Genomic DNA, 15,182 nt, shown 5'->3' on the forward strand with positions numbered 1-15,182 from the left:
AGTCACTCTCGCCTTTATTGGATTTCTTTTATCAGAGGCGAATTTAGGTGTCGTACACCGGCCGACTCGATGCAGGGTTCAGCTATTTGGGGCGATGACGCCAACAATATCCCACCCTGTGGACGCACTCGCGCGCGACCCCGCATACGGTGCCCGGCCAATTGTAAAAATGGCGTTAATAATTCATACACTTTTTGTCATCATTCACTTGATGACGCAACGAATTCGGTTGCCATTGGCGCCGGCCCATCTAAAGTGCATCCACGCGAGTGAAAACATGAATCGGGTAAGGACGCAGAACCATGAGCACTGAGCAAGAAACGACTTTAGACGAGCCGCGACTCGACAGTACGGAAATCCGCATTCTGGGCTCGTTGATCGAGAAAAAGGCCACCAGCCCGGAAACCTATCCCCTGACCCTCAATGCCCTGGTGATTGCCTGCAACCAGAAAACCAGTCGCGAGCCGGTGATGAACCTCACACCAGGCCAGGTCGGCCATAGCTTGCGCGTCCTCGAAGGACGCGGTTTCACCAGACTGGTGATGGGCAGCCGCGCCGATCGCTGGGAGCACCGGGTCGACAAGGCCCTGGAACTGGTGCCGGCGCAGGTCATCCTGACCGGGCTGATGTTCCTGCGCGGCCCGCAGACCGTCAATGAACTGCTGACCCGCAGCGGTCGCATGCATGAATTCGAAGATGCCGAACAGGTGGTGCATCAACTCGAACGCCTGATTGCCCGGGGCCTGGCCGTGTTGATTCCGCGTCAGGCCGGCCAGCGCGAAGACCGTTACACGCACGCCCTGGGCGATCCGGTGGATATTGAGGTGATCATGGCGGCACGGCAAAACCCGGCCGAACGTGGCAGCAGCGGGGTTTCGATTGAACGGATCGAAGAACTGGAAGCGCGGATTGCGGTGTTGGAAGAACGACTGGCCCGCCTCGAGTAAACGCAGCCCCCGCATTGATTGGTGTCTGGCACAAAACCAGCAATCACCTTCAACCCCTTGTAGGAGCTGGCTTGCCAGCGAAGGCGGTCTGTCAGGCAACTTCGATGTTGGATGGGCCAGCCTCTTCGCTGGCAAGCCAGCTCCTACAGAGGTTACATCGCCTAGCTGCGGGCAAACGCCACGGCCTTGTGGAATTGCTCGTCCGTCGGCCGTACGCCGGTATAGAGCACAAATTGCTCCAGTGCCTGGATCGCGATCACTTCCAGGCCGGTGATGACCCGCTTGCCTGCGGCACGAGCACGCACGATCAACGGTGTTTCCGAGGGAATCGCCACCACATCGAAGACAGTTTCCGCTTTTTCGATCACGTCTGCCTCAAAGGCCAGTTGATCGGCCTCCGGCCCTCCCGCCATGCCGATCGGGGTGACGTTGACCAGCATTTGCGGGCGACGATTGCCCAGCTCTGCCTGCCACTCATACCCCAACGACTGCGCCAGCGCCTGGCCGGCGCGCTCATTGCGGGCCACGATCAGGCCGTTTTCATAGCCGCCATCGCGCAAGGCGCTCGCCACGGCCTTGGCCATGCCGCCGCTGCCGCGCAAGGCAAAGGTCGAGTCCTTGGGCACCTGGTGTTTTTCCAGCAACTGGGCCACAGCGATGTAGTCGGTGTTGTAGGCCTTGAGATGACCGTCGGTGTTGACGATGGTGTTGATCGATTGAATGGCGGCGGCCGACGCGTCGAGTTCATCCACCAGGGCAATGCAGGCTTCCTTGAACGGCATCGACACGCCACAGCCCCGAATCCGCAGGGCGCGAATGCCGGCAACGGCACCCGGCAGGTCCTGACTGGCAAAGGCCTTGTAGTAAAAATTCAGGCCCAGCTGTTCATACAGATGATTATGAAAACGCAGACCAAAGTTCCCGGGGCGCCCTGAAAGGGACATGCACAGCTGGGTGTCTTTGTTGGGGTTCATCTGCATGGGAAAGCTCCTTCAAATGCGCTTTTCGGATGGACGGGATTAGCCCTCCATCGGGTTCTGATCGATCATATAAGCGTGATTACACGGGCTTACACAGGTCGGTAAGAAAGTCGCTACAGACCTTACACAAAATTTACTCAACGGCCGTGCTGTTTTTCAGAAATACGCTGTCTTAGAAGTATCCCCGCGACAATCCTTGAGTCTATTGCAGACACAAGCGCCGGGCTGAAGAACCGAGGAACTATCATGATCCGTAAAGTCCCCGCAGCTGCCTTACTGATCGGCGCCCTCGCTATCGCAGGACAGGCGCAAGCCCATGGTGGAGGCAATTACTGGCAAGGCCCGGCGGTGTTTGGCGCGATCGTCGGTACTGCCATTGTCGGCTCTGCCCTGATCAACGCCAACCGCCCGGTTTATGTCGCACCGCAACCGGTCTACTACCAGCCCGCGCCAGTTTATTACGCACCACCGCCTCCGGTTTACTACCAACCGGCCCCGGTCTACGTGCAACAACCGATCTACTACCGCCCGGCGCCGATGTACTACGGACCACCCCGTGGTTACTACGGCTCGCCTCGCGGCTACGGCCATCACTACGGCCGCTGGTAACGGACTCATCAGGCCCCGCTGAAACAGCGGGGCTTTTTTATCCCTTTTGTCGGTGCAGGTCTGGATAAATCTCGCCAAGGTCGCTATCGGGACAATGCCCGTGGTGGAACCAGGCAAGATGGACACGACCCGTTTTCTGCCGTGCGGCAAAAAACGGTCATATTTTTGTCATGACAGCTGCGCAAGCTCGGTGCTGTCCGTCGATAACAGGTTGATAACAACAAGGACGACCACATGCCAACGCAAAACCCGCACCGCATCGTCGGACTGTGCACCTCCAGCAAGGTCTACAACGCACTGACCGAACTCAAGCACCTGGAAGGCCATCGCAGCGCCAAGTTTCTCTCGCTGCTGACGCAAAGCCTGGTGCGCAAGGGCCTGCTCAATGAGCAGGAAGTGGTTCATATGCTCGATCAGGTGGTCAGCTGACCGACCGACGGTTGTTTGCCCCCGCTGGCATCAATGACCACTATCGAAAGCGTTGATTACCCCTCAAGGCACCCGGACCTTAAAGTAACTCCACAGATTAATGGAGGTACTTGTCATGTCCAAAGTTCAGATCATGTCCGTTATCGGCAGCGCGGTTCCCCCACAGCTCAGAGAGCTGGGCATGCTCGCCTGCTGGTATCTGGTGCAGGACGGCGTGCAGATCAGCGGCCCGCTCACTTCGCTGCCCGCCGCCCGGGAGCTGTCGCAACGCATCGGTACCGACCAGTCCGGCAGGCTCAGCGCCTGAGGCAGCTGGATGAAGAAGCTGACGATGACGTTTAGTCCGCCACGGTTCGCGCGAATGCCATCGGTTGGTTGATCAGGCATAGATCCAGGTCAATAAACCCTCGCCACAGGGCAGTTACCCTGTGCGGCTTTTGCGACCGACACCGCCATGAACCTCTGTGCACCAGAACTGCTCGCCCCCGCCGGCACCCTGAAAAACATGCGTTACGCCTTCGCCTACGGCGCCGATGCCGTGTACGCCGGCCAGCCGCGCTACAGCCTGCGGGTGCGCAACAACGAATTCGATCACACCAACCTGGCTCTGGGCATTCGCGAGGCACAGGCTCAGGGCAAGCGCTTCTACGTGGTGGTGAACATCGCGCCGCACAACGCCAAGCTCAAGACCTTCCTCAAGGACCTTGAGCCGGTGATCGCCATGGCCCCGGATGCACTGATCATGTCCGACCCCGGCCTGATCATGCTGGTGCGCCGGCACTACCCGCAGATGCCGATCCACCTTTCGGTGCAGGCCAATACGGTGAACTGGGCGAGTGTCGAGTTCTGGCAGCAACAAGGCCTGAGCCGGATCATCCTGTCCCGGGAGCTGTCGCTGGAAGAAATCGCCGAGATCCGCGAGCAAGTGCCCGCCATGGAACTGGAAGTGTTCGTGCACGGCGCGTTGTGCATGGCCTATTCCGGGCGCTGCCTGCTGTCGGGCTACCTGAACAGGCGCGATGCCAACCAGGGCAGTTGCACCAATGCCTGTCGCTGGAAATATTCAGCGCAACCGGCCACCGAAAACCAGCTCGGCGAGATCGTCCAGACATTCGATCCCGAGCCGACCCTGGGCATCGGCGCGCCTACCGACCAGGTGTTCCTGTTACAGGAAGCCAATCGTCCCGGCGAACAGATGCCCGCCTTCGAAGACGAGCACGGCACTTACATCATGAACGCCAAGGACCTGCGCGCCGTGCAGCACGTCGAACGCCTGACGCACATGGGCGTGCACTCTCTGAAAATCGAAGGCCGGACCAAATCGCACTTTTATTGCGCGCGCACCACCCAAGTCTATCGCCGCGCCATCGACGACGCGGTGGCGGGCCGGACCTTCGACCGCGACCTGATGACCGACCTGGAATCCCTCGCCCAGCGCGGCTACACCGAAGGTTTTCTACGCCGGCATGTGCATGACGAGTACCAGAACTACCAGAACGGCAGCTCGGTCTCTGAGCGCCAGCAGTTTGTCGGTGAACTGACGGGCCAGCGCCGGGATCGACTGGCCGAGATCAAGGTGAAGAACCGCTTCGGCCTGGGCGATCACATGGAACTGATGACGCCCAAGGGCAACTTCCACTTCGATCTGCATCAGTTGCAAAACGCCAAGGGTGAAGCGATCGAGGTTGCACCGGGCGATGGGCATACGGTGTATTTGCCGATACCGGATGCGGTGGATCTGGAGTTTGGGTTGTTGATGCGGGATGTGGGCGTGAACTGATCGTCAAATACACACATAACCCTGTGGGAGCGAACTTGCTCGCGATTACGGTCTACCAGTTAACATTGCTGTGACTGATCGACCGCTATCGCGAACAAGCTCGCTCCCACAAGGGGCCGAGCCACTTTGCAGAATCTCATGCACAAGGACTCAACATGCTTGCCCTGCCATGGATCAACCTGGCCCTCCTCTCCCTCGGCTACGGCCTCGCTTTAACCTACGGCCAACCCGGTTGGCTGGCCGCGATCTCCGTCGGGTTGTTGCTGTTCGCCGGTTTCGCAGTCCGCCAGCAAAAACTCCCCATCGCTCGCTACCTTGGCCACGGCTTGTTCATCTTCATGGCCCTGGCGCTGGCAATGCATTGGCTCCCCGGTTTCTACAATGGTCGCGGCATCGATCCTCAGCGACTCACCGACGATGGCGTGCCGTTTTCCATGTACCTGAATCAGGACAAACCCCTGATTGGCTTCTGGCTGTTACTGGTCTGCCCGTGGATTGTCGGCCGGCGTTCGTTGCGCCTTTCCATCTATGCCACCGCTATGGCGCTGCCCCTGAGCGCCGTGCTGGCCCTGGGTGGCGCGCTCTTGCTGGGTGTCATCAGTTGGGCACCGAAATGGCCGGACCACGCATGGCTGTGGGTGCTTAATAATCTGCTGCTGGTGACGCTGGTGGAGGAAGCGCTGTTTCGCGGCTACATCCAGGGCGGTCTGAGCCGGTGCTTCAAAGACCTGCCCTACGGCGAAAACCTGGCCCTTCTACTGGCATCGCTATTGTTCGGCCTGGCGCATGTGGGCGCAGGCTGGCAATGGGTGTTGCTGGCGAGCCTGGCGGGGGTCGGTTATGGCCTGGCCTACCGTTTCGGCGGGTTGGGTGCAGCCATTGCCACCCACTTCGGTTTGAATCTGCTGCACTTCGGATTGTTCACTTATCCAATGCTGGCCAGGTAGCTGACCATCAACTGAAAACACTGACCGGAGCAGGTGCCATCACCTGCTTCGGGCGCTGATTTTCGCATCCGCAGACGGCCCCCCGATAACTGCGCATCGAATGTTATAAATCATTCAAATGCCGACGCGATTCTGGCGCCACCATTGACAACATCCAATAAATACTGAGCAAAACCGTTTTTTTTGCGCCTGAGCTGTCCGCGCCTACGGTTATCTTTCGTCAGGCTATGCTGGGGAACCAATCGCCTTGACTACTGTCTTGCGCTGCGTTTAACCTCCCGCCCCACGAATGGAAGCGAACCGTTCTACACGACGGCGTCCTCTGAAAATGAATTCTAACAACGCGTTTAGCGCGCCGTTGTGCCGTGCGGTAAATCATGCTGAAGCCTCGCTCCCCCCTGCAGATCAAAAAATCCGTCATTTTTGCCCTGGTGCTGCGTGAAGCGCGTTCGCGTTTTGGCGACCGGCGCATGGGCGCGAGCTGGACACTGATCGAGCCGATCGTCCACCTGTTGATTCTGAGCGTAGCGTTCACCCTGATTCGCGGCAGCACCGTCGCCGGCATCGATTTCCCGGTGTTTGTCCTGGTCGGACTTGCACCGTTCCTGCTGTTTCGCAACACCGCTTTGCGCTTGATGAACAGCCCCAAGGAAAACCGCTCACTGTTTGCCTACAAACAGATCAAGCCGCTGGACACCTACATCGCCCGGGTTCTGGTGGAGTTCAGCATTTCCGCGAGTGCATACGCCATCCTGGTCTTCGGCTTTGCCTGGTACGGCTTCGACATGTCCATCAAGTCCCCCATCGAATGGATGCTGACCATCCTCCTGGGCGTCCTGTTTTCCCTTGGCCTGGGCATGTTGCTGTCGCTGATTGCCCACGCCATACCCAGCAGCGTGCTGTTTCTGCGGATGATGTTCTTCCCGCTGTACTTCCTTTCGGGCGTGCTCATTCCCGCCTCCTACCTGCCGCACGCCATGCTGCCAGTGCTGCTGCTCAATCCATTCCTGCATCTGCTGGAACTGATCCGCGCCGAAATCTTCCCGCACTACGTTCCGGTCGATGGCATTTCGGCCCACTACGTCATCGCGGTCACCCTGGTCTTGCTATTCGTCTCCCTGGGCACCTATCGGGTTCGTCGACTGCATTTGATCTCTACCAAGAACGGCTAACCGCAGGCTTCCCGTGTTCGAGCTCAGAAATATCACCAAGTCTTACCTGACCCCCAAAGGTCGCCGGCATGTGTTCCGCGACCTGTCACTGCAGATTCCGCCGGGCAAAAACATCGGCCTGATCGGTCGCAATGGCTCGGGCAAATCGACCCTGATGCGCCTGTTGGGCGGTGCCGACGTACCGGACTCCGGCACGGTGGTCACCAACAAGAGCATTTCCTGGCCCGTGGGTCTGTCCGGAGGTCTGCACGGCACCATGACCGGGCGCGAAAACATCAAGTTCGTCAGCCGGGTATACGGCGCAGAAGGCGATGCCATGCGCCAGAAAGTCAGCTACGTCGAAGACTTCGCGGAAATCGGCAGCTGGATCGACGAGCCGGTCAAGACCTACTCCTCCGGCATGCGCTCGCGCCTGGCCTTCGGCCTGAGCATGGCCTTCGACTTCGACTATTACCTGATCGATGAAGTGATGTCGGTGGGGGACGCGCATTTCAAGCGCAAGTGCGCGGACGTGTTCGAAACTCGCCTGCAGCAATCCAAGGTAGTGCTGGTATCCCACAGCATGCCCGAAATCAAAAAGCTCTGTGACGTCGTGCTGCTGGTGCGCGATGGCGGGGTGCAGATCTACGACGATGTCGATGAAGGCATCAAGGCCTACAACACCTGATCGCCTGACCGTGGCGTGACAGTTTCATTTCAAGGATGCGTGAGCATATGAGCAGTACGGGTAAATTCAAGGGCTGGCGCCTGACACTGGGGCTGATCGTGCTGCCAATGGTATTGGCCGCCGTTTACTACAGCTTTTTCGCTGTGGATCGCTATGTCAGCTCCGCGCAAGTGGTTGTACGCCAGGACGGCAACAACCCGGCGGCGCAGATGCCTGGCCTGAGCATGCTGCTCAGCGGTGCCAACCCGGCTTCCCGCGAAGAAACCCTTTACCTGCGCGAATACATTGTGTCGATGGACATGATGCAACTGCTGGAAGATCGCCTGCACTGGGTCGAGCAATACAGCAAGCAACGCAGCGACCCGTTCTTCTGGCTGGCCACCGACACCGAACGCGAAGACCTGCTCGAGTACTACCAGCGCATGGTCTCGGCGCATTACGACGAAACCACCGGCCTGCTGAAAGTTGAAGTGCAAGCCTTCAGCCCGGAACTGGCCGAGCAAATGGTCAAGACCATTCTGGAAGCCAGCGAACACTTCGTGAACGAAGTCTCCCACAGCATTGCCCGCGAGCAGATGCGCTTCGCCCAGGGCGAGCTGGAAGGCGCGAAAAAGAACTACACCAAGCGCAAGGAAGAGTTGCTGCGCTTCCAGAACGTAAACAAGGTACTGGACGGTAAAAGCTCGGCTCAAGGCCGTGCAAGCATCATCGACACCCTCGAAGGCGAGCACTCCAAAGAGCGCGCCGTACTCACGCAAATGAGCTACAAGCTTCGCCCGGATTCACCTCAAGTCGCGCAGCAACAGCAACGCGTCAACGCCATTCGCGAACAGCTCAATGCCGAAAAACGCCTGCTGGTGTCCGCCCCCGATGGCGACCAATTGAACGTCGTCGCTTCACGCTTCCAGCAATTGACCCTGGACGCCGGCATCGCCGAAGAAACCTACAAGACCGCCGTTGCCGCGCTGGACAACGCCCGTATCGAAGCCAGCAAGAAGATCCGCACCCTGGTCACCGTGGTCAGCCCGAACACACCGCAAATGGCCCTCTACCCAGAGCGCATCTACAACCTGGCAACCATCTTCCTGGCCCTGCTTCTGCTCTACGGCATTACCCGCTTCCTAATTGCATCGATCGAGGATCATCGTGATTAAATCCATTTCCGGCCTGCCCCTTCGCCCCCTGAACTTGAACATGCGAAACAGCGCTGTTGCGGGTTTGATGCTGGTGACCCTCACTTTGTCTGGTTGCAGCGGCGTCATGTCCGGTGCAGGCCCTTACAAAGGCGATATCGAAAACAAAAGCCAAAACACTGCGTATGACCTGGTGGACATCAACGCCAACACCATCGCACCGTTTATGCGTCCAGCCGCCAAACCGGTCAAAGCCACAATCACCACGCCCCTGGCGCAAAGCGTGCGCTTGATGGGCGGTGACGTGATCAACGTGCTGATCACCGACAACGCTCCAGAAGGCAGTGGCCTGTTCGCCCCGCTTTCTACGGGCGGAACTCAACTCAAAGTGCGCATCGACGACAATGGAATGATCTCCCTGCCGTACGTTGGCCATCAGTTCGTTGCCGGCATGACCCTGATCCAGGTCGAAGACATGATTCGCCAGAAACTCAAAGGCGTGACCACTGACGTGCAAGCGCATGTTGACCTGGTTGGCGATCTGTCTGGCTCGGTGTTGGTGGCGGGTGCGGTAAAGGCCCCGGGACGTTTCTCCACCCTGCAAGGTCCGCTGACATTGCTTGATGCCGTCAACCAGGCTGGCGGTCCGGTGATGGAACCGCATTTGGTTAATGTCACCGTGCGTAATGGCAATCAGGTCCGTAGTCTCAACTATGAAGAAATTTTGGCGGGGGACAATTTTGTTCTGAAGCCGAATTCAGAAGTGATTCTGGAACGTGCCCGCAAACGCTTTGTCGCTATGGGTGCAGTGGGTGATCCAGGCTTGCATGATCTACCCGCTCAAAATACCAGCCTCCTTGATGCACTAGGTTCTGTAGGGGGCCTGAAGGAAGCCAACGCTAATCCAAGCGGTGTTTTCGTATTCCGCATTAACGAAACAACCGCCGCCGCAAAGCCCGTCGTCATGCGCATAGATATGCGAGACCCTGCAGCAATTTTTTATGCTCGCCAAGTCATGCTACAACCTGACGACACTATCTATGTGACCAATGCTGCTGTTCATGAATGGCAAAAAATCATTGCACCTATCGTACAAACATTAGTTCTGGGAAGAACTATCGATAGCCTTCAAAACTAGCCACCGGATATAGGCAAAGCGATGACCATCATAGTTAATCACGTATTGTCAAATAACGTTCATAGCGGGATTTTCGAAGATATCTTCGCTTATTTCTCTCACTATACCGAGCAATACGCAACTCATATACCGAGCGAAAAACCGATCATCGGGGCACATGTGCGTCACTATCATAGACCGCACCTCGAAGAACGATTGATCAAGCCATGCGTAGTAACAGTCCACCACGACTTGAACGACCCCGATGGCTGGCTATCCTTACAGGCATTTATTGATCGCTACAAAGAGGCAGACGTCGTTATTTGCCTGAACACTTTTCAGCAAAAAAAACTTGCAGAATGCGGCATCTTCAACACCGTTGTAGTTCCGCATGGCTATAACCATCAATTGATCGATCATGCACGGCAGCTAGGTCGACATGAGCAAAAAAAATTCAAAATCGCTATTGTATCGAAGCGTTATGCGCGAAAAGTAAAAGGTGAAGCCTATTTATTTGAACTGGCCAAACGACTCGATGCGGACAATATCGAATTTTTATTGGTCGGTGATGGAAGATCTGAAGAAGGCAGAATTCTTCGAGCACTTGGCTTTGATGTTGAAGTGTTTGAACGTCTTCCTTACCCGGCCCTGATTGACGCATATAGAGGCGTCAATGCACTACTTATGACCAGCTATTTTGAAGGTGGACCAGCAAATATTCCGGAAGCTGCCGCCATGGGCGTGCCGATTCTGGCGAACCCAATCGGAATGGTACCAGACCTGATTAAGCACGATGTGCACGGGGTCTACCTAGAAATGGAACCCGAGACTGATGCAATAATGTTGAATGAACTCGCCGAGCCAGAGAGCCCGCGATACAAGAAACTATTTGCATCTAGCCAGCACCCAAGCGAAAACCTGATTACTTGGCAGGACTCGATTAATTTCAACATGAAAGAGTATCTTGATCTCATCAAGGGCAGCCAAGCCTCAATCAATAAAGTACTCGAGCTATTCGCATGAGCAAATTTTTTATTGCTGACCCGCTACATATCAACAAAAGAAATTTTGGAAGCCTCTACGAATACCTCGAAGAGTCAAAAGCCAACGCCATCTTTAACGAAGAACGACAGGACTGGCTGAGCTTATTCGGCGATTACTCCTCGCACGAACAACTTCTTATTGAAGAATACAGCCATTTGCGCTCGCTCAGCCAGGACGAGCTTTTTGAGCTATCCGTACTTGAAGTAAATATTTTCAAGGTAGCCAGAGCAGAAATACTATCCCTATTGATCACAAGGGAAAACTTCAATAGCGCCCCTCTTCCCGCCTCGCGCAGGGAGCTATTTGATTTCATCTTCGAAAATGCGCCAAATATATTGCTCTGGAACATGGCAGCAGCCATTCAATGGATAAACCATTGGTCTCCAGTTATAAAACAGCATAATCCTAAATTTGTCTTGGTCTTTTCGGGAAGCCTGATATACGCACGAACACTGCTTGAATTACTGAAAAACAGAGCACCACGCGCTTTTGTACTAGAGAGCTTTTTCACCGGCAGTGATAACTATATAGAAGAAAAATACGAACCGATTGCTAACAACTCTAACCTCAAATTCAAAGCCTACTACCGTTCGCTAGGCGCGGATGAGACGCCTTTTGAGCGGGATCGCAGTAGAAACAAAGCGATCAACAAAATTTTGAGTGGCATTAATAAAAATGTCACTCAACCACCCGAAGACGCAAAAAAGCTTTTCAATAACAGCAAAAAAACCCTGCTTATCACAGGGCAAGTACTAAACGACTTCTCTCTGCTGGAATATAAAGACCACGGCCTAAACTCGCTAAATTTCTACAAAGAACTGATCCAGAAAATCCTGGACCAAACCGAGTTCAATATTATCTTCAAAGCCCATCCGTGGGAGAGAAAAAAGAAAAACATTACAACCTCCTTGACCCTTGACGCACTTGCGTCCCACTTTATGGTCAACGACAAGTACTACGATAGTAGTGAGCGCCTACTACTCCTGGAAGACTACAACATCAAATCCATATTCAAACAGACAGAATATGTATTAGGTCTAAACTCTCAAGCACTGCTGGAGGCGGCATTCGAAGGCTTCCAGCCTATCCAATTTGCAAATGCATTTTACGGAAATCGGGGTTTCACGTCTGACTATCGCCCCGAAAATCTGGAGCAGTTTGTCACAGACATAAAAACTGGAAAAATCCCCAACAAACTTGGCCTTGTACAATACAGGGCCTATGAGGAGTTCATTACCAAGGCTCTTCAGTTCTCACTGGTCTCCGCCTTCCCGTCCGGGAAGGCTATGCTGCGAACGATATTCCATATCACCCCGCCTATATCCTTAGTAAATAAGAGTGCAGCAAACCAACCCGCTACGCAAAAAGATGAAAAACCCGCCGCCTCGGTAAAAGCACAGGTACAAACCACCACTACTTCTACCTCAGCGGTGGAAACGCCATCGTCCTTGCCACCCACTAAAAAAGTGGATCAGCGCAAGCGCGGAAAAAAAATGGAAAAATTTCTTAAAACGCCAAAAAAATTCTTCTTGGACTCAAAAAACCCAAGAGTTAGATGGCTTCATATCTTCTTTCCAAAAAGCACTGCAAAGTAGGCTCAGACCAATTCAGCCAAGTACTTCTCCAGCGTCAGAATCGGGTCAGATTGTTGCACCAACGACGACCTCTTTCTGACACTGGCAATCAACAAGAAATAGAGCAGAAGTTTATGGATCAAGCCGTTGATATAACAAGCATTGTCGAGAAAAACGAAAAGTCTATCTTTGGAAAAAAAGTTCTCTTCGTGCCACTCGCAAACGAGTCACATTCTGAAAAACTATTGATAGTGATGAGCGCCCACAACCAGGGCAACAAATACATGGCTCTGCGCTCCTTCCTTGAAAATCAAACATGTGACCTTTTGTTTATTTCCGACCCAAAGAACTCTTGGTATCTTGATACCGACAATGGAGAAACCTTTCTAAATACATTACAGATCTTTACAAAGCACTACGCACCACAGTCAACATTTCTATTCGGTTCTTCCATGTCCGGGTATGGTGCAATATTCCACGCCTTTAAATTAAACGCCAACGCCATCGCTTCAAACCCACAAGTAAACCTCGATATCACTAAGGACTACGCATGGCCTGAACTGATTGAGCACATCAACGAGATTGGCGGAGAGCACACCAATCTTGATGAAATTGCAAATTCCGACTGGAACGATTCAGCGATTTATATTATTCATGGCCATGATGAAATCGACACAATCAATGTCGAGCTTTTGACAAAGGCAACACCACCAAATAAAAAGCTGATCATCCAAACACTAGACATAGACTCACACGTCATGTTTTTTGGAAAAGAAGTCAGCTATATCTATACAGTTATGGACTTATTATCCAAATTCCGAACAGAACTTGACCTTAAGAAAATACTTTCCCAACTCATTCCGGAAGACAAAACAAACAAACGCCAACTCCGAGCAGAAAGAAAGCTGGCAAAAATCCAAGATCCGTTTCGCGTTATTGACCACTCAGACAATAGCATCTCATGGCAAAATCGCTATTTATACCAGCAGATCGGCAAGGAAGTTTTTTTCTCAAACATTGGATTTTATTCTAACGGCCAACTTACTGGCGGAACCTGCTACTTTGATGGAGAGCGTTGGAGGCTTTGCACCCCACAACCTTCCATCAACGACAACCTAATTTCCGGAAACCACCTAAAAACACCGAAAACCATTAGCGCACCTCAAAACAATCAATACATCAATGAGCATTGGTGGATTCGAAATGAGGGAGAGTCTGAAGTCATCATCAATAGTGACTTCAACTGCATGGAAATCTACCTGAAGCCAGTAAACACAAAAAATATTTATTTGAGCTCAACCGTGCAAGCCGATGCAAAACAGCATCATGCCATGCTAGGAAAATACATAACCTTTTCCGCTGATGTATTTACTAGTGATGGCGATGTGTACTTAACACTAGGTGGCGTTGGCGACTCTGGATATCACCACAAAAATTCTATAAAAAACACACCCGGAACCTGGAAAAACATCAGTGTTACGGAACAGTTCCTATCCATCAACTCGACCCACAAAGATTCTATTTTTTCTAGAATCAATCTGGCCGCGGATGGAAAGGCAAAAACCATACTGATAAAAAACTTGAGCTTGCAGATTGGATATTTTCCAATGGGAATTGCTTAGTACCTTCGATGCATTCTCAATAGGCATGAATAAAGCCCCACTGAAATCAACTGTCTCTTTAGAGCACTGGACAAAGGACTGTCCCCCAAACCTGCCGCTTGCCTTTCCTTGCAACTAAAAAACCCAATAAAATCAGAAACGATTACCTTCCGACTAAATTGGGCTATTTTTAGATCCAGCGACTATCCAACAAACGAAAGTCCAACTCTGTCAATCAAAAATCTCCACAACCCCCACCACCTCATCACTCCCCTCTGCCGTCACCGGCAACGCCCGAATCTTGTGATCCTGCATATAGGCTTCTGCCTCACACAACTGCGCCGTGGCTTTCACGGTATGCGGTTTGGCGGTCATGAAGCTGGCGACGCTTTCGTTGATCACGCCCGGGCTATTCAACAGCGCGCGGCGCAGGTCGCCGTCGGTGACGATGCCGACCAGTTTGTCGTTGTCCATGACCAGGGCGAGGCCCAGGCGGCTGGAGGTCATGACCAGCAAGCAGTCGTGGAACGAGGTGTCGCGGGTGACTTTGGGGATGTTGGTGTGCATCACGTCGCTGACGCGGGTGAGCAGTTTGCGGCCGAGGCTGCCGCCGGGGTGGTAGCGGGCGAAGTCCATTGGCTTGAAGTCGAGTGCGGCAATCAGGGCCACCGCGAGGGCATCGCCCATGGCCATGGTGGCCAGGGTGGAGGTGGTCGGCGCCAGGTTGTTCGGGCACACCTCGCGCTCGACCGAGATGTCGAGCCAGATATCGGCATGCTTGGCCAGCGTGGATTGGCCGTTGCCGGTCATGGCGATGATCTTGTTGCCGAAGGACTTCAGGCTCGGTATCAGCTTGATGACTTCTTCGGTTTCGCCGCTGTAGGAAATCAGGATCAATACGTCGATTGGCTTGAGCATGCCCAGGTCGCCGTGGAACGCTTCAGCCGGGTGCAGGAACAGGCTCGGGGTGCCGGTGGAGGCGAAGGTAGCGACCATTTTCTGACCGATCAAGCCCGATTTCCCCATGCCGCAGACCGCTGCGCGGCCTTTGCAACCGAGAATCAATTCAACGGCACGCTGGAATTCGCCATCCAGGCGTTCTGCCAGTTGGCTGATGGCTTGCGCCTGGGCACTGAGCGCTTCTTTGGCAATTGGAAGGTGATTCATGGGAAATCGATCGAT

General features: G+C 54.0%; 15 protein-coding genes. 13 read left to right on the plus strand and 2 right to left on the minus strand.

All coding sequences use genetic code 11. The features are described 5' to 3' along the window. The first annotated feature begins 302 nt into the window (after window positions 1–302). A complete protein-coding gene (locus ACM6IK_RS27085) occupies window positions 303–947 on the plus strand; it encodes a YceH family protein (RefSeq protein WP_414876747.1) in 645 nt (214 codons plus the stop codon). Between the two features lie 161 nt (window positions 948–1,108). On the opposite strand, the gene ACM6IK_RS27090 is transcribed toward ACM6IK_RS27085, so the two are convergent. Continuing rightward, a complete protein-coding gene (locus tag ACM6IK_RS27090; RefSeq protein ID WP_414876748.1) occupies window positions 1,109–1,927 on the minus strand; it encodes a shikimate 5-dehydrogenase in 819 nt (272 codons plus the stop codon). Window positions 1,928–2,173: 246 nt separating this feature from the next. Between ACM6IK_RS27090 and ACM6IK_RS27095 the strand changes: the two genes are divergently transcribed. The 12 genes from ACM6IK_RS27095 to ACM6IK_RS27150 all read left to right on the plus strand — a co-directional run bounded on the left by ACM6IK_RS27095 (window position 2,174) and on the right by ACM6IK_RS27150 (window position 14,021). After that, on the plus strand, window positions 2,174–2,536 hold the full coding sequence (locus ACM6IK_RS27095) for a hypothetical protein (RefSeq protein WP_414876749.1): 363 nt from the start codon (window positions 2,174–2,176) through the stop codon (window positions 2,534–2,536). 234 nt (window positions 2,537–2,770) lie between these two features. Then, on the plus strand, window positions 2,771–2,965 hold the full coding sequence (locus tag ACM6IK_RS27100) for a hypothetical protein (protein WP_008052996.1): 195 nt from the start codon (window positions 2,771–2,773) through the stop codon (window positions 2,963–2,965). Between the two features lie 115 nt (window positions 2,966–3,080). Continuing rightward, window positions 3,081–3,272, plus strand: a complete 192-nt coding sequence (locus ACM6IK_RS27105; RefSeq protein ID WP_414876750.1) for a hypothetical protein — start codon at window positions 3,081–3,083, stop codon at window positions 3,270–3,272. 147 nt (window positions 3,273–3,419) lie between these two features. Then, on the plus strand, window positions 3,420–4,745 hold the full coding sequence (yegQ, locus tag ACM6IK_RS27110; protein WP_414876751.1) for a tRNA 5-hydroxyuridine modification protein YegQ: 1,326 nt from the start codon (window positions 3,420–3,422) through the stop codon (window positions 4,743–4,745). 155 nt (window positions 4,746–4,900) lie between these two features. Beyond that, window positions 4,901–5,692, plus strand: a complete 792-nt coding sequence (locus tag ACM6IK_RS27115; protein ID WP_414876752.1) for a CPBP family intramembrane glutamic endopeptidase — start codon at window positions 4,901–4,903, stop codon at window positions 5,690–5,692. Between the two features lie 377 nt (window positions 5,693–6,069). Continuing rightward, the gene (locus ACM6IK_RS27120; protein WP_414876753.1) at window positions 6,070–6,864 is read left to right on the plus strand and encodes an ABC transporter permease; all 795 of its coding nucleotides are present in this window, start codon (window positions 6,070–6,072) and stop codon (window positions 6,862–6,864) included. Window positions 6,865–6,877: 13 nt separating this feature from the next. Continuing rightward, window positions 6,878–7,531, plus strand: a complete 654-nt coding sequence (locus ACM6IK_RS27125) for an ABC transporter ATP-binding protein (RefSeq protein WP_414876754.1) — start codon at window positions 6,878–6,880, stop codon at window positions 7,529–7,531. Window positions 7,532–7,578: 47 nt separating this feature from the next. Further along, window positions 7,579–8,685: an ABC transporter permease gene (locus tag ACM6IK_RS27130; RefSeq protein WP_414876755.1), complete on the plus strand. Its 1,107-nt coding sequence runs from the start codon at window positions 7,579–7,581 to the stop codon at window positions 8,683–8,685. 40 nt (window positions 8,686–8,725) lie between these two features. Next, a complete protein-coding gene (locus ACM6IK_RS27135) occupies window positions 8,726–9,802 on the plus strand; it encodes a polysaccharide biosynthesis/export family protein (RefSeq protein WP_414876895.1) in 1,077 nt (358 codons plus the stop codon). Between the two features lie 21 nt (window positions 9,803–9,823). Then, complete coding sequence (locus ACM6IK_RS27140) at window positions 9,824–10,804, plus strand: glycosyltransferase family 4 protein (RefSeq protein WP_414876756.1); 981 nt, start codon at window positions 9,824–9,826, stop codon at window positions 10,802–10,804. Next, window positions 10,801–12,420: a capsular biosynthesis protein CpsB gene (locus tag ACM6IK_RS27145; protein ID WP_414876757.1), complete on the plus strand. Its 1,620-nt coding sequence runs from the start codon at window positions 10,801–10,803 to the stop codon at window positions 12,418–12,420. Before ACM6IK_RS27140 ends, ACM6IK_RS27145 begins: the two co-directional genes overlap by 4 nt. Window positions 12,421–12,533: 113 nt before the next feature. Next, on the plus strand, window positions 12,534–14,021 hold the full coding sequence (locus tag ACM6IK_RS27150; protein WP_414876758.1) for a hypothetical protein: 1,488 nt from the start codon (window positions 12,534–12,536) through the stop codon (window positions 14,019–14,021). Window positions 14,022–14,231: 210 nt separating this feature from the next. Here ACM6IK_RS27150 and ACM6IK_RS27155 read toward each other — a convergent pair whose 3' ends face one another. After that, window positions 14,232–15,167, minus strand: coding sequence for a KpsF/GutQ family sugar-phosphate isomerase (locus ACM6IK_RS27155; RefSeq protein ID WP_414876759.1), 936 nt, complete (start codon window positions 15,165–15,167; stop codon window positions 14,232–14,234). Window positions 15,168–15,182 lie beyond the last annotated feature (15 nt).

Source organism: Pseudomonas sp. IT-196MI5, from assembly GCF_949767415.1.
Taxonomy (GTDB): domain Bacteria; phylum Pseudomonadota; class Gammaproteobacteria; order Pseudomonadales; family Pseudomonadaceae; genus Aquipseudomonas.